Genomic DNA, 20,331 nt, shown 5'->3' on the forward strand with positions numbered 1-20,331 from the left:
GTCCTTTAGGTCGGGGAGGAAGTCAATTAACGCTTGCTGTTATAAATTTGGTCAAATACCGCACCATTCACAAAGTGAGCCTGCTGAGCTTTAGCCCAGCCGCCAAATACCTCATCAATAGTGAACGTTTTTAATGGCGGGAACTGAGATTTATATTTCGCCAATACTTTTGCATCACGCGGACGGTAGAAATATTTTGCAGCCATTTCTTGACCTAACGGTGAATATAAATAGTTGATATAGCCTTGAGCCAACCACTTATTACCATTTTTCTCTACCGTGCGGTCAACAATTGCAACTGAAGGTTCAGTCAAAATTGATATTGAAGGATAAACAATATCAAACTTGCCTTTACCCAAAGCTTTTTGAGTAACTAATGCCTCGTTTTCCCAAGTCAGCAGCACATCACCAATACCGCGCTCTGCAAATGTTGTCATAGACGCGCGCGCCGCCGAATCCATCACTTTCACATTGCCGTACATTTTGCCGACAAAATCTTTCGCCTTAGCATCGTTGCCGCCCGGCTGTTTCAGCGCATAGCCCCAAGCAGATAAATAAACCCAACGCGGCAAACCGCCTGTTTTCGGGTTTGGCGTAATAATTTGTACACCCGGCTTAGTCAAATCAGACCAGTCCTTAATACCTTTAGGGTTGCCTTTACGCACCATGAAAACAATCGTTGAAGTATATGGCGCTGAATTATGCGGAAATTCTTTTTGCCAGCCCGGCTGAATTTGACCAGATTTTACAATTTCCTCAATATCATTCGCTAAAGCCAAAGTCACGACATCACCTTTCAAACCGTCAACGACAGAACGGGCTTGCTTGCCAGAACCGCCATGCGACTGTTTAAAATCAACCGTTTTCCCAGTACGCGATTCCCAGTACGCGCCAAATGATTTGTTGAATTCATCATAAAATTCACGCGTTGCATCATAAGATACATTTAAAAACTGACGGTCCGCAGCTTGTGCCGCTGCCGCAGACAAAGACAAACCAGCGGTCAGCAATACTGCGCTAAATAGCGATTTTAATTGGGTTTTCATAGGACTGAAACAAATCATATTCAATGCTGCTGACTATATGAAATAAAACCATGAACTGCAATTCACATTTATTTTTCACAGCGCCTCACAGTCAGCCACCTCTCTTCTAGCACTTTGTTTTTACTCATAAAAAAAAGAAAACAATCTACTTTTTCGCAATATATAGTATTTTATGCATTATTTATGAAAAAAAATGGATAACAAAGCCGCATATCTTGCTTTTCAAAAAAATTGATGTTTATTTTTGATCACTATAAATTTGATCAAAAATAGCGCCATTTACAAAATGAGCTTTTTGCGCTTTGGCCCAGCCTCCAAAAACGTTATCAATAGTAAAAGTCTGAACCTTAGGACATTGCGCTGCATATTTTTGAGATAACCTTTTACCAATGTTTATCAATCTGTCCCGTATGCACAATTTCATCAATATCATTCACCAAAGCCAAAGTCACAACATCGGCTTACAGTCCTGCCGCCACCGCACGCGCCTGTTTTCTTGAACCGCCATACGACTGTTTAAAATTGATTTCTTGGTCTGTGCGCCGTTTCCAAAAAGCGCCAAATTCCTGATAAAACTCATGTGTAGGGTCATACAAAATATTTAAAAAAGCCCTTACTGGCATACAGCTGCGCAGACGCCCCGCTTAAATATGCCAAAACACTCAGTGCAATTATTTTTTTCATTTTGTACCGCTCATTTGGTTATTGAAATGAACTATATAAACCCAAACAATTTTACATAATATACAACCTATATAATTGATTTATATTAAATTACACCTATATACATCTTAAAAACTTCTAATAGCATACATGTAAATGCTATAATTCAGCGTCTGGCTCTCCATCCTCTCTACATAGTTATTTGCTACAAAGTAACAATTAAACATTTGTCGATGTATTCACGTAACTGATATCTTAGATTTATTATTTTTTTGTAAAAAATGTGACGCAGTTCTACTTTTTAAATGCATTAAATGATTAAATCGTAGTATTAGTATTAAAAAACACCAAAAATTAGCAACCATTCATTTCAAATGAGGGGACGTTTGAACCATGAAATTATTTACAGCTTTAAGTTTCGGCATTTTTTTCAGTATCGCGCAAACAGGCCATACTGCTGCCATCAGTAAAACAGCGAATAGCAAAGTCACTATGCCTGCTGAAAAAACATCATTAATTGAAAAAGCCCTTACACAGCAAAAAATGGATGATAAAAAGCGTTCAGATGAAAGCTTAAAAGCCGTGACATCTTTTAAAACAGCGCCTGCGCAAAGCTTTTTTGCTTCACAAAATCAAAGCTTCAGCCGTTTTGTACAAGCGCTGTTTGCAACAAACGCATCATAATTATTTAAATAAATCCTAGCCAGATGAGTGTTGACGGCTGCTTTCCCCCAAGCTGCCGCTGCGCCTGATCACTGAATGTTGAATTAAGCATTAAGTGATCAGGCTTTTTCGTTATAATAGCCCCCATTGCATTCAGATTTATAATTGATTATGACTGTCCGTACTCGTATTGCACCTTCTCCTACAGGCTTCCCTCACGTTGGTACTGCCTACATTGCACTGTTCAACTTATGTTTTGCCAAACAGCATGGCGGTGAGTTTATTCTTCGTATTGAAGATACTGATCAGCTTCGCTCTACCCCTGAATCTGAAAAAATGATTCTGGACTCATTGCGCTGGTTGGGCTTGAACTGGGCTGAAGGTCCTGATGTCGGCGGCCCGCATGCACCATACCGCCAATCTGAACGTATGGACATTTATAAACAGTACGCACTTGAGCTGGTTGAAAAAGGCCATGCTTTTTACTGCTTCGCAACTGCAGAAGAGTTAGATCAAATGCGTGCTGAACAGCAAGCGCGCGGTGAATCTCCTCGTTATGACGGCCGCGGGCTTTTACTTTCTGAAGAAGAAGTACAGCGCCGCTTAGCTGCTGGTGAAGCGCATGTCATCCGCATGAAAGTACCAACTGAAGGTATTTGCGTATTTAACGACATGCTTCGCGGTGATGTGGAAATTCCATGGGCGCAAGTGGACATGCAAATTTTGCTTAAAACGGACGGCTTGCCAACTTACCACCTCGCAAACGTGGTTGATGACCATCTCATGGAAATCACACACGTCATCCGCGGTGAAGAATGGATTCCATCTGCGCCTAAACATCAGCTGCTTTACCAATACTTTGGCTGGGACATGCCTGTGCTTTGCCACATGCCGCTGCTGCGCAACCCAGATAAGTCAAAATTATCAAAACGTAAAAATCCAACATCAATTAACTACTACAAAGATATTGGCGTACTGCCGGAAGCTTTGCTGAACTACTTAGGCCGCATGGGCTGGTCTATGCCGGACGAAAGCGAAAAATTCACTTTGGCTGAGATGATCGAAAACTTCGACATTAACCGCGTATCTTTAGGCGGCCCGATTTTTGATGTCGAAAAACTGAATTGGCTTAATGGCCAATGGATCAAAGCGCTGTCACCAAGCGACTTGCTTGATACATTGCTTGCTTGGAAAGCGGATCGTGCAAAACTGGAAGAAATTGCAGCTGCAATTCAGCCGCGTATCAATTTGCTGTCAGAAGCAGTGAATTGGTCTGCTCATTACTTCAACCACTTCCCTGCGCTTTCAAAAGAACAGTTTGCAAGCAAGAAGCTGACTGAAGAACAAGTTCGTCAAAGCCTGCAGTTTGCTATTTGGCGCCTTGAAAGCCTGTTCACATGGAATAACGACACTGTCAGCCAAACACTGATGGACTTGGCTGCACAAATGGAAGTTAAACTTCGTGACTTCATGCCTGCATTCTTTATTGCAATTGCTGGTTCAACAGCATCAACCCCAGTCATGCAGACTATGGTAACTATTGGCCCTGATCTAACCTTCGCCCGTCTGCGTAATGCGCTTGAAATTGTTGGCGGTCCAAGCAAAAAAGAAGTAAAAGTCTGGGAAAAACGCAATGAAAGCTTAAAATTGCCGAAAAATGATGCAGTTGATGAAGCTTAATTCATTTTTTAGTTGACGTGCGGGCGTTATATCCATAATATAGCGCTCACACAGACTGGGGTCATAGCTCAGTTGGTAGAGCGCTACAATGGCATTGTAGAGGTCAGGAGTTCGATCCTCCTTGACTCCACCATACAACCGTTTTACTTGTGTTGCCTCACTTGTCCCTATCGTCTAGAGGCCTAGGACATCGCCCTTTCACGGCGGTAACCGGGGTTCGAATCCCCGTAGGGACGCCATATTTAAGAACGCTAAGCTTAAGTTTAGCAATCTTATAAAAAAGCTCAAGCATAACGACTTGGGCTTTTTTATTGCCTAAAAATTTTCAACATTTACATCCTGCTGTTTTTGCTTTCTGCATGATTCAGTCTAAAATAACACATAGATTAAAAATATGGAGTTGCAATGCAATACCGCTGCCCTAAATGCCAAAGCCCTAAAATTATGCCCATTGCACAAGCAGGCGCAGCAGCACCGCGCCCAAATGTGCCTAAAAGTTTAGTTTTTCTTATTCCGCTAATTTTTATTTTACTGATTTTAGTTTTAATCAGCATCATAATGTGGATTTTTGGCAATGGCGCTGGCAGTACTTTGCAATCTGCTACTGTCGTTGTATTTATCCTCAGCGTCATCGCCGGGTTCCTGTTCTACCGCGACTTGCCTGATTTCAAAATTTCCATGCAAGGCTTTATGCAGAACCAGAAAAAATGGAAATGCCGCGAATGCAGCCACGAGTGGGAACTTTAAGTCCCGCTCAATGCATGCCAGCTTAATGCTGGTGTGCATGCTCCTCTTCATCCGAATGCTTATGTCCATGTGATTGCGCAGCGCATTCATCGTCTTCTATCTGCAGCGTCATTTCAGTAATGCCGTGCTCATGACTTAACATTTCCCAAGCAGCAGTGTATAACGCATTACGGTCCGCTTGAGGCGCATATACATGCACAGTCAAATGAATATTCTTTGAAGTGACTGCCCATACTTTGAGCTGATGTATACCTTCCACACCTTTTAATGCCAGCAAATCATTGCGCAGCGACTCAATATCAATTTCTTCAGGCACACCTTCCAGCAGAATATTAATGCTTTGCTTAAGCAATACCAATGTCCTTGGCAGCACCCAAAAACCAATCAGCACAGCAATAAGCGTATCAACCCACATCCAGCCCGTAAAATAAATCAATACCGCGCCAATAATAACACCCACTGAACCCAATGCATCACTCAGAACCTCAAGATATGCACCCTTTACATTCAAGCTGTCTTGGGAGCTTGAAAACAAAATACGCATCGAAATCAAGTTGATGATCAAACCAATGACCGCAACAATCATCATTCCCATACTTTGAATTTCGGGCGGCGTAGAAAAGCGCTGATAAGCCTCATAAAGAATATAAATCGCCACAGCAAAGAGCATCATGGCATTAAACAAAGCCGCCAGAATCTCAAAACGCTGATAGCCAAATGTGCGTTTATTGTCTGCGGGGAGTTTCCCTATTTTTATCGCAACCAACGCAATAGCAAGTGCCGCGGCATCGGTAAACATATGCGCCGCATCTGATAACAGCGCCAAACTTTGCGTCATGAATCCCGCAATGACTTCGATAATCAAAAACGTACTGGTGAGCGCCAAAGCAAAACTTAATTTTTTCGCATTAGCTTCCGTCACAACAGCATGACTGTGGTCATGCCCATGATTGTCTGCCATAACAACTCCTCAAGCAGGATTATGCTGAGCCTAGCAATTAAAAGGAATGTAATACCATTCCAATGGATAGAATTTTTTAAATTTTTCGTAACCTAAATTGTGTTCTATTTTATGATTCCCTCAAGCACATATTCGCTATGACTTTTTGCTCAGTTTCGTTATCATTCACGCCTTAAAATGAGAAACTCAGATAATTAAAATGCATCACTACACTCAATTTAGCCTGACCTTTTTACTCGTATTTGTTCTCACTGCCTGCAATACTGTTCCTAAAAAACTCACATCCACTCATCAAAATGATCAAATTATTGCTGTTGCTAAGACCGATGATTCTCAACCTAAAATTTTATTTATAGGTGAGCAATACTCTTATCTGGCGCTCCAAGGCGGCAGTCAAATTTTTAATATCTTGCAAAATACTCAACCCGAGCAGCGGGTATTAATTAATAGTACGCCAATCAAATTTCACATGCTTGACCAAAGCCATTTCAAAACTGAGTTGCGAATTCTCTATAACACACCCGTCAGCAAGCTTTCAAAGCGGCAAATCAATGATTTAAAAAATCTTGGATTCACACACACGCAACAGCAATGCAATACCGCACACCAAAGTCACGGCTTGCAATCATGCACCTACCCTATTGCGAACATCGAGATGAAAGGAAGCATTCATACGCCAGTTAAAAATCAAAACAGCATTCCTTATCCAATGAAACAGCCTTACCCTATTACGGTCATTAGCAGTTCAAATACAGCCCAACCAAGCTATGTCCAAAAAATTGGCAATACAACAAAGACTATTGCAATCATACCTTTAGCGCTCACAGCAGCTGTGATTTACGTTCCTGTTGTCATCATTGCAGCCATTGCTTCAGCAGGTGATCCTGATGCATGGCATTAAGCCAATATAATGAAACTTTACAAATCAATGATAAATGGCACTCAATACTTATTAAAAAAACTGGATCATGTCTAATCAGTTCAATTTTCCAATAAACAGCCAAATACAAAGATAAATATTTGTTTTTAATCATATTTTTTAAATCATAAAATATTTTACTTATGTTTAAGATCATGTTAATTTTCAAATAGTAATATCGCGAACACAAACAAAAAGTAACGTGTTATTACTCAGTACTTATTTATATTCAAGAGTAGGTTACCAGAATTCTACTTTGTAACATACGAAAGGAGTTCGCTATGATCAAACAAGCTATAAAAAAGATCAGTTCTGCTTTGTTACACCCTCCTGTTTCACCCGATAAAATTTATCAACCACATATTCAGGAAGCTAATCAAGATTATATTCAGGGTCAGTATTTCGAAGGCTTAGGGGTTAAGCACCATCAAGAATTTATATCTCAGACCTCAAACACACCCGCAGACCCTTCTTTCACCGATTTCCGCAATGCAATGTGGAATTTTTTAAGCGCTGCGCTCAGAGGTCATAAAGAAGCACAATATAAATTAGGTCTTGGTTATCTTAATGGTGAATTAGGGCTAGAAAGAAATTTCACCCTTGCTGAACAATGGTTAAAAAAAGCTGCAGCCCAAGGTCACACCCAAGCAAATTACACACTCAGTCACCTTCACGATGATATTGCTCTCTCTTAAATCAAAATAAAAAACCAGCCCTCAGGCTGGTTTTTTATTTCATCAAAATGGGCAATTAAACGCCAATTTTGCGATATTTTTGACGCTTAGTCACAAGGTCATCACCATCGCGTTTACGGCGGTATTCTTCAAACTCAGCATAGTTACCAGTGAAGAATTCAGGTGTTTCGCCTTCAAATGACAAGATGTGCGTTGCAATACGGTCAAGGAACCAGCGGTCATGCGAGATCACCATTACAGTACCTGGGAATACAAGAATTGCATCCTCAAGCGCACGTAAAGTTTCAATGTCCAAGTCGTTCGATGGTTCATCGAGTAAGATTACGTTTGCACCCATTTGCAGGATTTTCGCAAGCTGTAAACGGTTACGCTCACCGCCTGACAATTGACCTACACGTTTTTGCTGATCTTGGCCTTTAAAGTTAAAGCGGCCGATATACGCACGAGATGCGATTTCGTATTCACCAATACGCAAGATGTCTAAACCGCCAGAAACTTCTTCCCAAACCGTTTTGTTGTCATCCAGCGTGTCACGGATCTGACCAACGTAAGCAACTTTAACCGACTCACCCAGTACGACTGTACCCGTATCTGGCTGCTGCTCGCCTGTCATCATACGGAATAAAGTTGTTTTACCTGCACCGTTCTCACCCACGATACCAACGATCGCACATGGCGGAACAACGAAGCTTAAATCTTTATACAGTGTACGGTCACCAAACGATTTACTGATGCCTTCAACTTCTACAACCTTATTACCTAGACGCGGACCAGGCGGAATGTAGATTTCAGACGTTTCGTTACGCTGTTGGAATTCACGCGAGTTAAGCTCTTCAAAACGCTCCATACGCGCTTTGTTTTTCTTTTGCTGGCCTTTCGCATTTGAACGAACCCATTCAAGTTCTTTCTTCAATGCTTTAGCAAAAGATTCTTCTTGCTTATTCTCTTGTTCTAAACGGGCATTTTTCTGCTCTAACCAAGAAGAGTAGTTGCCTTGGTATGGAATACCCATGCCGCGGTCAAGTTCAAGAATCCACTCAGCAACATTATCAAGGAAATAACGGTCATGCGTAATCGCAACGATTGTGCCCGCGAAATCTTTAAGGAAACGTTCTAACCAAGCTACAGATGAAGCGTCTAAATGGTTCGTTGGTTCGTCTAGAAGCAGCATATCCGGCTTAGAAAGCAATAGACGGCAAAGTGCAACACGGCGGCGCTCACCGCCTGAAAGAAGCTTAACGTCAGCATCCCAAGCTGGAAGGTTCAATGCAGCTGCAGCTTGATCCATTTGGTTTGCAATATTGTGTGCATCCCAAGCATGGATAATTGCTTCTAGCTTTTCTTGCTCTTTTGCAAGCGCATCAAAGTCAGCATCTTCAGCAGCATATTCAGCGAAAACTTCATCGAGACGCGCTAAAGCATCAAGAGGCTCACGCAAGCCATCTTCCACGTTGCCGCGAACGTCTTTAGTTTCGTCTAGAGGCGGCTCTTGCTCAAGGTAGCCAATTTTAATACCCGGCTGCGCACGCGCTTCACCTGAGAAATCTTTGTCCACGCCCGCCATAATACGAAGCAAGGTAGATTTACCTGCACCGTTTAGACCAAGTACACCAATTTTTGCACCTGGAAAGAATGATAAAGAGATGTCTTTTAAGATTTCGCGCTTAGGCGGAACCATTTTCGACACACGGTTCATCGTGTAAATATATTGGGCCACTTAGGACTCCTCAATAGAAAACCAATACCGGGGTGAACGGATTTACCCCAAGTTGCTCAAAATGAGCGAAAAAATAATCGGAGTATTATACGATAAAAGCGCCGAAAACATAAGGAAAGCAGAACAACTTCCATAGATTGTTACAACTAAAATCATGTTTGTTTTTTAAACACTGTTTTTATACACATATCTGCAAATCCTTGTACTTAAAACCTCACTCTTATGCATAAAAAACGATATTCGCTTCAATAAATAAGCACTTTTATATATATAGAAAGATGTTAAAGTAGCTAAATAATTAATCAGAACGATGATGGAAAGATGACCTATAAAGACGAAACCTTAGCAATTCATGCGGGATATACACCCGAGGCAACCACCAAAGCTGTTGCAGTGCCTATCTATCAAACGACCTCTTATGCGTTTGACAATACGCAGCATGGTGCTGATTTATTTGATTTAAAAGTTCAGGGGAACATTTATACCCGTATCATGAACCCGACCACTGCTGTGCTGGAGCAGCGCGTTGCGGCACTTGAAGGCGGTATTGGCGCATTGGCATTGGCTTCAGGCATGGCAGCCATCACCTATGCCGTGCAAACGATTGCCGAAGCCGGCGACAATATTGCCTCAGTTTCCACACTCTATGGCGGCACCTACAATCTATTTGCACACACTCTGCCGAAACAAGGCATTGAAGTGCGCTTTTTTGATTATCAAAACCCTGAAGCGCTGCGCAATTTAATTGATGCCAAAACCAAACTGGTTTTTGTTGAATCCATCGGCAACCCTTTAGGCAATATTATTGACCTCGAAGCTATCTCAAAAATTGCTCATGAATATGGCGTTCCCGTTATTGTTGACAACACTGTAGCCACACCTGTGCTGCAAAAATCGTTTGAATTCGGCGCAGATATCGTTGTACATTCATTGACCAAATATATTGGCGGTCACGGCAACTCCATTGGCGGCATGATTGTTGACAGCGGCAAATTCCCTTGGGGGGAACATGCAGAACGCTTCCCTGCTTTAAATACACCGGACCCAAGCTATCACGGTGTGAATTATGTCGAAGCCCTAGGCGCAGCCGCTTATATCGCCCGCGCCCGTGTTGTGCCTCTGCGCAATACTGGCGCCGCGATCAGCCCGCAAAATGTGTTCCTCATCTTGCAAGGTCTAGAAACACTTAGCCTGCGGATGGAGCGCCATACAGAAAATGCGCTGAAAGTTGCTGAATATCTGAAAACACACCCTAAAGTAAAATGGGTGAACTACGCAGGTTTAAAAGATCACCCTCAGCATGCTTTGGCGCAAAAATATGTAAAAGGCAAGCCATCCGCAATTTTATCTTTTGGTGTGCAAGATGGACTGGCTGGCGGCACCCGCTTTATTGATGCACTGCAGCTGTTCACCCGTTTAGTAAATATTGGCGATGCGAAAAGCTTGGCTTGCCACCCTGCAACCACGACACACCGCCAACTGAATGAAGAAGAATTAAAAGCTGCCGGCGTCAGTATTGATATGGTACGTTTATCCATTGGTATTGAACATGCAGATGACCTGATTGCAGACTTAGAACAAGCGCTTGCGCAAGTCTAAATTATTTTATTTTGCTCAAAAAAACCTCCATAGCGCGCTATGGAGGTTTTTCTCTTTTAAATCTTTCAATATTCTCTTGATTTATTTTTGATAGTTGGTAAAAATCAAATATCAGAACAATCGAAATTAGAGCAAATACTCTAATTTTATTTTTAAATTCAACAAGTTAATTTGTAGCTTTTCATACATAATCCGCTATCATACACGCTTAGCCCTGCGCTCTTCTTCACCATGCGCAGTAAACTCAATACCCCATAAAAACAAACACGCTGAATCACATTTATTCAATCAGGGAACTAAACGTGAAACAAAGATTAGAAAAACACTTTCGTGAGAAAGTGGATGGCAAAATCATTTTAATTACTGGCGCATCCAGCGGGATTGGCCTGACGACAGCACACCGCTTAGCCGATGCAGGCGCGCATGTCTTATTGGTATCCCGGACCAAAGAAACGCTAGATGAAGTAAAAGCTGAGATTGAAGCCAAAGGCGGTAAAGCTTCGGTATTCCCTTGCGATTTAAATGATATGCAGTCTATTGATGACGTATCAAAACAGATTTTTGCCTCTGTCGATCACATTGATATTTTGATTAACAATGCTGGCCGATCAATCCGCCGCGCTGTATATGAGTCGACAGACCGTTTTCATGATTTTGAACGCACCATGCAGCTGAATTATTTCGGCGCAATCCGTTTAATTATGAATTTGCTGCCGCAAATGATGATCCGCCGTGAAGGACATATCATTAATATCAGTTCAATCGGCGTATTGGCAAATGCCACCCGTTTCTCTGCTTATGTTGCGTCAAAAGCTGCACTGGATGCTTTTAGCCGCTGCCTGTCTGCAGAAGTACATTCGCACAAAATCGCGATCAGCTCTATTTATATGCCTTTGGTGCGTACACCAATGATCGCCCCAACTAAAATTTATAAATACGTGCCAACCCTTTCACCAGAACAAGCTGCAGACCTTGTGGCTTATGCGATTGTGAAACGTCCGAAAAAAGTTGCAACCCATTTGGGCCGTTTGGCATCTATTACCTACTCCATTGCGCCAGACATCAACAATAAACTGATGTCGATTGGCTATAACCTGTTCCCAAGCTCGTCTGCCTCTGTAGGCAAACAAGAAAAACTGAACTGGGTGCAAAAGGCCTATGCCCGCCTCTTCCCCGGTGAGCACTGGTAAGATAGTCCAGCCCATAAAAGAGCCCTGTTCAGGGCTTTTTTTATTGGGTTTTCTCCAGCATCTTTGCTAAATTGGACATGGATAAAATCAAATGTATAACAATGAAAATTCAAAAAATTGCTATTATTGGCGCAGGTACAGCTGGATTAGCGGCAGCCGCCCTGCTGGCAGCTCAAGGACATCAAATTTGCATCTTTGAGAAAGTTTCAAAGCTGGAGCCAGTTGGCGCTGGATTATTATTACAGCCCGCAGGCCTTGCTGTTTTTGAGCATTTAGACATATTAGAACCAGCCCTAAAGCTTGGTGCTGCGGTTACGGGGCTTGAGGGACGATTAGCAGGCGGTAGCTTGCTCATCAACAGTCATTATCGGCAAGCAGATGAACATTTTTACGGCCTAGGCATTCACCGTGCAGCACTTTGCCATCTCCTAGCATCCAAAGTCCGTGAATATCCTCAACATGTTGAGTGGTGCATGGCGCATGAAGTTCAAGAACTTCAAGAATCCAGTGACGGTATAAACGTGATTGGACAATCCGCAGATCAAGCATTTCAAAGTCAATTTGATCTTGTGCTGATCGCCAATGGCGCACGCAGTCATTTACGTCCAAAAGCGTGGGAAAAATTTAACCAAGCTTATCCGTGGGGCGCGAAATGGATTATCGTACCCGAATGTGATGTGCTGAATCCGCAAATCCTGCATCAGTTTTATGACCGCTCCAATATCATGATGGGCGTGATGCCTACAGGAGCAGTACCCGCTCAACCAGAACAGCGCCTTTCGAGTATTTTCTGGAGTTTGCCTACAGCAGAGTTAGATGGATTTTTAAAAACAAAGGCAGCACAGCAGCAATGGCTCTTAGACGTGTCAAAACGCTGGCCAAATGCTGCCGAATGGCTAGAACATGTGATTCCACATCCTGATGGTCCTCAGCAATGGCTGTCTGCTAATTATCGTGATGTTGTACTCAGTAAATTCGGTGCAGGGCGAATTGGAATATTAGGTGATGCCGCCCATGCCATGAGCCCGCAGCTTGGACAAGGCGCCAATATGGCATTGCTCGACGCATGGGCCATCAGTCAGGCTTTGTATCAAACACAAAATCAGGATACTTTTTCGCAGCAAAATCTATGGCAGCATTATCATCAGCTACGTTTATCTTCAGTGCGTTTTTATCAATTTTTCAGCCGCTTGCTGACGCCATTTTATCAATCCCATCACCGCTGGACAGCGCCGCTGCGTGATTATTCGTTTCGCGCCATGTATCAGCTGTCTTTTTTCCGCAGAGAAATGGCCATCACAATTTCAGGCCTAAAAACTGGCGCATTTGGACAAATGAATTATGCCGATATTGCCCGTAAGCCAGCAGATGATTCTGCGGCAGAACTGCGTAACTTAAAATTTGATTAAGAATTAACTCCCCATCATTAGTCTGATGGCTTACACTATGATGCTGCTCAAGTGCTGCGGCATTTATTTTTTTGATTTTTAAATTGGTGAAATCCTCATGAACAACGTGCAATGGCTCGATGAAGTAAAATTTAACGAACAAGGCTTAGTGCCTGCTATTGCACAGCATCATCAAACTGGCCGTGTTTTGATGGTGGCGTGGATGAACTGCGAAGCGCTGGCGCTGACTGCAGAAAAAAACCAAGCCGTTTATTTCTCACGCTCACGCAGCAAGCTTTGGCACAAAGGCGAAGAATCTGGTCATTTTCAAACCGTGCATGAAATTCGCCTAGACTGCGATGCAGACGTGATTGTGCTGCAAATTGAACAGCATGGCGGTATCGCTTGCCATACAGGCCGTGAGTCTTGCTTCTACCGCAAACTAACCCCAAATGGCTGGGAAATTGTTGATGCGCAGCTGAAAGATCCTTCTGCAATTTACGGCGAAAAATCTGCTAACCCGCATACCATTGCCATGAATGCCTCAAATGCTCAGTCTGAGCAAATTGAAGTACTGGATTACTTAGGCAAAATGATGGCTGAGCGTAAAGCCGCAGATCCAGACTCATCTTATGTGGCAAAGCTATACCACAAAGGCCTCAACAAAATTTTAGAGAAAATTGGCGAAGAAAGCATTGAAACCATTATTGCTGCCAAAGACTTTAAAGCTGAAGCCAATGAAGATAACAAAAACGATTTAATTTACGAAGTAGCTGATCTTTGGTTCCATACCATCGTGATGCTGGGTTATTTCGACCTAGAGCCGCAATTGGTGCTGAATGAGCTGGCGCGCCGTCAAGGCTTGTCAGGCTTAGTCGAAAAAGCTAACCGTACTCACTAAACTGACACCTCGCAATGACTGAACAGAAGAAACCGAGCGCGACCTATGAGCAGGCGACTGCCATAGATAACGCACGTCTTGGCAAATCCTTTAAAGTCATTGCTTATGCGGGCACAGGTAAAACCACTACCCTGCAAATGATCAGTGAAGCCATGCCGCAGCGCCGAGGCATGTATTTGGCCTTTAACAAGGCCATTGCCACCGAAGCGCAAAGCAAATTCCATGGTAATGTTGACTGCCGCACGTTCCACTCGCTGGCATTTCGCAGTGTTCCACGTGGAGTGACCGACAAACTGCGGCTGCCGCGCCTAAGCCCAAGCTTTTTAGCCAAAGAATACCGGCTGACACCTGTCACGCTGCGCCGCATGATGGGCGGTCGTTATGAACAATATGTCATGATGCCGTCCCGCCTTGCCAGCTTAGTGGCTAATGCAGTCAGCTACTTCTGCTCGACCAGTTCACAATATCCTGCACCGCGCCATATTCAAGCGCCAAGCTGGCTGCACCCAGATGATATTGAGGCACTGCAAAAACACCTTTACCCTGCTGTTGAAAAGCGCTGGCTGGAATCCATCGACCCGCATCATCAGGCGGGTATTGGTCATGATATTTACTTAAAACTTTGGGCGCTGTCTGAACCGAATATTCCTGCTGACTATGTGCTGTTTGATGAAGCTCAAGATGCTGACCCGCTGATGCTGGGTATTTTGCTGAAACAGCGCAATACCCAAGTCATTTATGTCGGCGATGCCCATCAGCAGATTTACGCATGGCGCGGCGCAGTAAATGCCATGCAGCAGCTGCCGCTGCCTGAATCCCGCTTAACAACATCTTTTCGTTTTGGCGAAGAAATTGCCTTAAATGCCAATGCCATTTTAGGTGCGCTGAATGAGACTGTCCCCTTGCTGGGCAACCCGCTGCTGAACTCTAAAGTGGTCAACAAACCGCATATCAAACAGCGCGATGCAATATTATGCCGTACCAATGCCCGCGCCATGGAGCTGCTGCTGGCTGGACTGGTACATGGCGAAAAAGTCAGCCTGCAGGCAGACCATGCCAAACTTAACCGTTTTGTCGATGCCGCTGCCATGCTGAAGCAAGGCAAACGTGTCACGGATGTGCCTGAATTAGCATGGTTCAACTCTTGGCATGATGTGCATGAATATTGTGAAACCAATGACGGCAGCGACATCAAGCCGCTGGTGAAACTGGTTGATGAACATGGAACAGATCCGCTGAAACGCGCACTGGCAAAAATTACGCCTATTGATCAGGCCGATTACATTATTTCAACCGCACATAAGGCCAAGGGCTTAGAATGGAACCGTGTGCACATTGAAGATGATTACCAGTTCCGCCTGAATGACAAAGAATATAAAATTAGTGATGAAGAGTTAAGATTGCTTTACGTGGCATGCACCCGTGCTAAAGTAAGCTTAAATATCCACCATATCTATGATCTGGTACAGCAATTAAAAAAAGAAATGCCGAAATCATTGCGCAAAGCCGTCAGCTAAATGCTGCGCGGCACAGGTAAAGACACATACGCGATGACGGCAGCCCATTCCACAGGTGCCGTATGAAAATAAAATCAATTCAGCTTAAGCACACACTGCACTTTACCGACCTGCATGCCGAGTTTAACTATCATGATTTGCCTATTACACTCATTTTAGGCGAACAATGCTCAGGCAAAACCTCGATCTTGCGCTTTAGCTACCAAGCGCTGACATGGTTTGCAGCCCGCTATAAAGATCTGCGCACAGCAGGTGTTGTCATGCTCGACCAAGATATTTTACTTAACCGTCTGCAATCTAAAATTGATGTTCAAATTGAATTTCCAGAAGAAATCGGCTCATTTGCAGAAACTGCCGACTTAAAAGACACTGATCTGCAAAAATGTTCATGGCAGCTGTATAAAACCCTGAACAGCCAAGGTGTCGGCATCAGCAAAGTTGAAACGCAGCAGCTGGAAGATATGGTGCTGTTATATCAGCGCGCGCTGCGCAATGATCCGCTGCTGGGTTTACCTTTAATTGCGTATTATCCAGCTGAACGTTTTGTAAATGAAATTAACCTGCTGAATAAAAATAATCCTGCAATCTTCCAAGCGCCTTATGCTTACGAAATTTCAGCAATTCCATTTACAACATTCACCCGTTTTTTTGAATGGTTCCGAGAAATCAGCGACATTGAAAATGCCCAAAGTGCACAGCTGATACAGCACATCCTCGAAAAGAATCAGCAAAAAAATACACTCAACGATACATCACACTATTTAGAACAGAAAATCATCCAAGCGCATACCGAATTATATGCTCCCGCACTTGGTGCACTGCGCCAAGCTGTACAGACTGTCATTCCAGAGATCAGCAATATATGGCTGCAATATCAGCCTAAACTGCAAATGATGGTGAATTGCCAAGGTCAAATCATGATGTTCCAGCAGCTGTCTAACAGCATGCGCAATCTTCTCGCTCTCGTTGGCGACATCGTGCGCAGAATGTGTCTGCTCAATCCCTCTAGCCTCTATCCCTGCCAAGAAGGAGACGGGATTTTGATGATTGATGCGATAGACCATCAGCTTGACCAAAACATGTCTCAAGCCATACTCAGCCGTTTTCATCAAGCTTTTCCTCGCCTGCAAATTTTAGCAACCGGCAGCCGTCCCGAATTGCTGGAACAGGCTTCACGCTTCCAATGCCTGCAGTTAGAGCATCAGCAGCTGCACAGCATTGAACCCGAACGCTGGCAGCAGGAATATGAAAAGATTTATGCAGCGCTTCATTTAGAGACTGACACGGGATCAACTGAAGAAAGCCCTCTGCCAAAACTTCAGGACATTACTGCAGAAAATACAAAGGTGCAGGCTGTATATCTGCAAATTCAGGAACAGCTGGATGAACATCAGCGTCTGGAGCTGATCCAAATGCTGCAAGGCAACGACACCGCTCCCGATCATCAGCCTTCACCCTAAGTGCCTCTTGATTGTTATTTAAATTCGGCGCCTTTATTTTCACTTCTGCTCACAAAAAGGCCGAATGCTTATTTGATGTCCCCTTGGATAGTTTCATGAGGCGTATAATATTTGCTTGATGCACGAAAAAGATTGAAGTTGGGCATTGCCTGTAATATGATCGGTTTTATTTGCGAATTCCATATTGAAATCGGAATTTGCTATCGCATATCTGCTGCGCAATACAGCTTTTCGATTTTTTAATCACATAAAGGCTTTCAAGATTCAGTTTTTGGATTGTTCTTTGCAATCCTTCAGTCCTTGAAAGATTTAGATTCACTCTAGGTTTAGACCTAATCACGACAATGGATACGAGTGTGCTGCCGATTATTATATTGTTACCCTTAGTTTTAGGCACAACCCTTGTCTCGTGGCTGAAGAAATTCTCTCGCGGGGTAACAGCCTTTGGGGCGATTGGCATCAGTTTAAGCTGTTTAATTCTGCTGCTGAGCCAAGCCAATGCCGTATTCAATGGCGGCGTTATTTATCAGAGCTGGTCATGGCTGCCGCAGCTGGGACTGGATTTCAGCTTCAGATTAGATGCCTTAGGCCTGCTGTTTTCTTTGCTAATTTCAGGCATAGGCACATTAATTTTTATTTATGCCTATTATTATCTCAGCCCGAAAAACTCCCTAAGCAAGCTATATGTTCTGCTCATGCTGTTTATGGCAGCCATGCTCGGCATTTCATTGTCAAATAACTTAATTTTAATGCTCGTATTTTGGGAGCTGACCAGTATTTCCTCATTCTTATTGGTCGGCTACTGGAATAATTATGAAGCTGCGCAGCGCGGCTCGCGTATGGCGCTCACCATTACCGGCATGGGCGGACTGTGCATGCTCGGCGGCTTTGTTCTGCTGCACCAAATTACCGGCACTTATGAAATAGACCAAATTATCGGCATGAGCAGCATGATTCAAGAACATGCTCTGTTCGTCCCAGTGCTGCTGCTGATTCTGATGGGCGCATTTACCAAAAGCGCGCAGTTTCCGTTTCATTTCTGGCTGCCGAATGCCATGGCTGCGCCAACGCCTGTATCAGCCTATCTTCACTCAGCAACCATGGTCAAGGCAGGCATTTTCTTGCTTGCGCGTTTATTGCCAATTTTTGCTGGCGCAGCGCTGTATCACAATATTGTGACCTTTATTGGCCTCTTTACGCTCTGTATGGCTGCATTCTTCGCCATTTTCAAAGAGGATCTAAAAGGGCTGCTGGCTTATTCTACGATCAGCCACTTGGGCTTAATTGTCTGCTTGCTGGGTATCGGCTCACCGCTGGCTGTCGCCGCTGCAATTTTCCACATCATTAACCATGCAACCTTTAAAGCTGCCCTGTTTATGATTGCGGGCATTATTGACCATGAATCTGGCACGCGTGACCTGCGCAAGCTCAGCGGACTATGGCAGCTGCTGCCGTTTACCGCAACATTAACCATGATTACTGCAGCCTCTATGGCTGGCGTACCGCTGACCAACGGTTTCTTATCGAAGGAAATGTTCTTTACTGAACTGCTGGCCAATCTCAGCGGCCCTGTGATGATTGGCTCTGCCATTGTTGCAACCTGTGCCGGCATTTTTGCAGTCGCGTACTCTATCCGCCTTGTGCACGGTGTATTTTTTGATGGCCCTATCGGTAAAAATGTACCAAATAAGAATGCTCATGAACCTGCTTTCGGCATGCGTGCGCCTGCGGCACTGCTGGCAGTACTGTGTATTTTAGTAGGGATACTCCCTTCCCTCTTGATTGAAAAAATTGTCAACAGCACTGCCCGCGCCAGTACACAAAATTTTGCTTTTGAAGGCGCGCATTTAGCTATTTGGCATGGATTTAATCTGCCGCTGCTGATGAGTGCTGCTGCACTGTTCGGCGGTATTATTTTCTACTTTGCCTTAGCCAAAGGCGGCCGTATCCGAGAGATTGACCTAGACCCTGCGCTAGGCAAACTGCAAGGCAAAATCCTTTTTGAACTGTTTTTAAAACACCTGCTGCTCAGTTCACGCAAGTTTAAACGTGTAACTGAAAACGGCTCATTGCAAAGTTATCTGATATGGATTGTGCTGTTCAGCATCAGCATGGTCTGCTTGCCGCTATTCTCTCAAGGCATTATGACAGGTACACGTGAACTGACGCATGCGCCTGCTATTGCTATTGTGCTTTGGCTGCTGCTGTTCACTGCCTGCTGGATGATGCTCTGGTTCCATCATGAACGCATTAAAGCCGTTCTGATCAGCGGCGCTGTCGGCTTAGTTGTAACCATGGTCTTTGTCTGCTTCTCAGCACCGGATTTAGCATTAACGCAAATTACGGTAGATGTTGTCACGACAGTATTGCTGCTGATGAGCTTATCTTTACTGCCTCAGCTTACTCCATATGAATCCAGTGTTTCACGCCGCTGGCGTGATGCTCTGATCGCAATTGCAGGCGGCGCAGGCATTGCCTGGATCAGCTGGCTGATCCTTACCCGTGACCATAATTCAATTTCATGGTTCTTTAATCAGCAATCTATTCCGCTTGGCGGCGGCACCAATGTCGTGAATGTTATTCTTGTCGACTTCCGCGGCTTTGATACCTTCGGTGAAATTACCGTACTCGGTATTGCAGCCATTGGAACACTCTGCCTCATGGATGGCATGCGTGCGCACGGCACAACCATGACTCAAGGCTTAACTTTCCGCTTTAACCCGTCTCCGCTGATGTTCCGTATTACTGCATCGTGGATCTTGCCCTTAGCGCTGGTGATCAGCCTTTATATCTTCCTGCGCGGCCACAACTTGCCGGGCGGCGGATTTATTGCAGGCTTGATTACAACGCTAGCCTTAGTTATTCAATACATTGCTTTAGGTCAAGACTACACAGAAAAATTGCTGCGCGCCAAATCAGGCCGCCTATATGAAGTATGGATCGGTTCAGGCTTAACCATTGCAGGACTTACAGGTATAGGCGCATGGTTCTTTGGACGGCCTTTCCTGACCAGTGCGCATTTTTATGTATCACCGCCAATTATTGGCGAAATGCACTTAGCCACAGCAGCGCTTTTTGATGTCGGGGTCTACATTACTGTAGTCGGCGCAGCGATGCTGATGATTTCGGTCTTGGGCGACTCCCGTCACTCAAGCATGTCTGGCCCAGTACCAAGAGGATAAGCA

At 44.1% G+C, this 20,331-nt stretch carries 15 protein-coding genes, 2 tRNA genes and 1 pseudogene; 14 read left to right on the forward strand and 4 right to left on the reverse strand.

The genetic code is table 11. The features are described 5' to 3' along the window. Positions 1–26: 26 nt before the first annotated feature. Both D7V32_RS03015 and D7V32_RS03020 read right to left on the reverse strand, forming a co-directional pair. Complete coding sequence (locus tag D7V32_RS03015; protein ID WP_120401537.1) at positions 27–1,046, reverse strand: sulfate ABC transporter substrate-binding protein; 1,020 nt, start codon at positions 1,044–1,046, stop codon at positions 27–29. A gap of 386 nt (positions 1,047–1,432) precedes the next feature. Further along, a pseudogene (locus D7V32_RS03020) lies at positions 1,433–1,730 on the reverse strand (sulfate ABC transporter substrate-binding protein); the annotation flags it as partial. 372 nt (positions 1,731–2,102) lie between these two features. On the opposite strand from D7V32_RS03020, the gene D7V32_RS03025 reads away from it, so the two are divergent. The 5 genes from D7V32_RS03025 to D7V32_RS03045 all read left to right on the forward strand — a co-directional run bounded on the left by D7V32_RS03025 (position 2,103) and on the right by D7V32_RS03045 (position 4,799). Continuing rightward, on the forward strand, positions 2,103–2,393 hold the full coding sequence (locus D7V32_RS03025) for a hypothetical protein (RefSeq protein ID WP_120401445.1): 291 nt from the start codon (positions 2,103–2,105) through the stop codon (positions 2,391–2,393). Between the two features lie 150 nt (positions 2,394–2,543). After that, a complete protein-coding gene (gene gltX / locus D7V32_RS03030) occupies positions 2,544–4,052 on the forward strand; it encodes a glutamate--tRNA ligase (protein ID WP_120401446.1) in 1,509 nt (502 codons plus the stop codon). A gap of 57 nt (positions 4,053–4,109) precedes the next feature. Then, positions 4,110–4,185 (forward strand) — tRNA-Ala (locus tag D7V32_RS03035). 30 nt (positions 4,186–4,215) lie between these two features. Then, positions 4,216–4,291: transfer RNA gene (locus D7V32_RS03040), tRNA-Glu, on the forward strand. A gap of 166 nt (positions 4,292–4,457) precedes the next feature. Beyond that, positions 4,458–4,799: a hypothetical protein gene (locus D7V32_RS03045; RefSeq protein ID WP_120401447.1), complete on the forward strand. Its 342-nt coding sequence runs from the start codon at positions 4,458–4,460 to the stop codon at positions 4,797–4,799. A 22-nt stretch (positions 4,800–4,821) separates the two neighbouring features. Here the strand turns inward: D7V32_RS03045 and D7V32_RS03050 are convergent, their stop codons facing one another. Beyond that, positions 4,822–5,760 carry a cation diffusion facilitator family transporter gene (locus tag D7V32_RS03050; RefSeq protein WP_120401448.1) on the reverse strand — a complete coding sequence of 313 codons (939 nt, stop codon included), beginning with the start codon at positions 5,758–5,760 and terminating at the stop codon, positions 4,822–4,824. Positions 5,761–5,959: 199 nt separating this feature from the next. On the opposite strand from D7V32_RS03050, the gene D7V32_RS03055 reads away from it, so the two are divergent. Both D7V32_RS03055 and D7V32_RS03060 read left to right on the forward strand, forming a co-directional pair. Continuing rightward, positions 5,960–6,661: a YidX family protein gene (locus tag D7V32_RS03055; RefSeq protein ID WP_120401449.1), complete on the forward strand. Its 702-nt coding sequence runs from the start codon at positions 5,960–5,962 to the stop codon at positions 6,659–6,661. Positions 6,662–6,960: 299 nt separating this feature from the next. Then, the gene (locus tag D7V32_RS03060) at positions 6,961–7,374 is read left to right on the forward strand and encodes a tetratricopeptide repeat protein (RefSeq protein ID WP_120401450.1); all 414 of its coding nucleotides are present in this window, start codon (positions 6,961–6,963) and stop codon (positions 7,372–7,374) included. Between the two features lie 55 nt (positions 7,375–7,429). Here D7V32_RS03060 and ettA read toward each other — a convergent pair whose 3' ends face one another. Next, positions 7,430–9,091, reverse strand: coding sequence for an energy-dependent translational throttle protein EttA (gene ettA / locus D7V32_RS03065; RefSeq protein WP_120401451.1), 1,662 nt, complete (start codon positions 9,089–9,091; stop codon positions 7,430–7,432). A gap of 321 nt (positions 9,092–9,412) precedes the next feature. Between ettA and D7V32_RS03070 the strand changes: the two genes are divergently transcribed. From D7V32_RS03070 to D7V32_RS03100, 7 genes are all read left to right on the forward strand, one after another. Continuing rightward, the gene (locus tag D7V32_RS03070; protein ID WP_120401452.1) at positions 9,413–10,690 is read left to right on the forward strand and encodes an O-acetylhomoserine aminocarboxypropyltransferase/cysteine synthase family protein; all 1,278 of its coding nucleotides are present in this window, start codon (positions 9,413–9,415) and stop codon (positions 10,688–10,690) included. Positions 10,691–10,992: 302 nt separating this feature from the next. Further along, positions 10,993–11,880: an SDR family NAD(P)-dependent oxidoreductase gene (locus D7V32_RS03075; protein WP_120401453.1), complete on the forward strand. Its 888-nt coding sequence runs from the start codon at positions 10,993–10,995 to the stop codon at positions 11,878–11,880. Positions 11,881–11,981: 101 nt separating this feature from the next. Further along, positions 11,982–13,289 carry an FAD-dependent oxidoreductase gene (locus tag D7V32_RS03080; RefSeq protein WP_120401454.1) on the forward strand — a complete coding sequence of 436 codons (1,308 nt, stop codon included), beginning with the start codon at positions 11,982–11,984 and terminating at the stop codon, positions 13,287–13,289. Positions 13,290–13,386: 97 nt separating this feature from the next. Then, a complete protein-coding gene (gene hisIE, locus D7V32_RS03085; protein WP_120401455.1) occupies positions 13,387–14,169 on the forward strand; it encodes a bifunctional phosphoribosyl-AMP cyclohydrolase/phosphoribosyl-ATP diphosphatase HisIE in 783 nt (260 codons plus the stop codon). A 14-nt stretch (positions 14,170–14,183) separates the two neighbouring features. Next, complete coding sequence (locus tag D7V32_RS03090; protein ID WP_120401456.1) at positions 14,184–15,686, forward strand: UvrD-helicase domain-containing protein; 1,503 nt, start codon at positions 14,184–14,186, stop codon at positions 15,684–15,686. Positions 15,687–15,748: 62 nt separating this feature from the next. Continuing rightward, complete coding sequence (locus tag D7V32_RS03095) at positions 15,749–17,146, forward strand: ATP-binding protein (RefSeq protein ID WP_120401457.1); 1,398 nt, start codon at positions 15,749–15,751, stop codon at positions 17,144–17,146. A gap of 344 nt (positions 17,147–17,490) precedes the next feature. Beyond that, positions 17,491–20,328, forward strand: coding sequence for a monovalent cation/H+ antiporter subunit A (locus tag D7V32_RS03100; RefSeq protein WP_120401458.1), 2,838 nt, complete (start codon positions 17,491–17,493; stop codon positions 20,326–20,328). Positions 20,329–20,331 lie beyond the last annotated feature (3 nt).

Origin of the sequence: Acinetobacter tianfuensis, assembly GCF_003611465.1 — a bacterium.
Lineage (GTDB): Bacteria > Pseudomonadota > Gammaproteobacteria > Pseudomonadales > Moraxellaceae > Acinetobacter > Acinetobacter tianfuensis.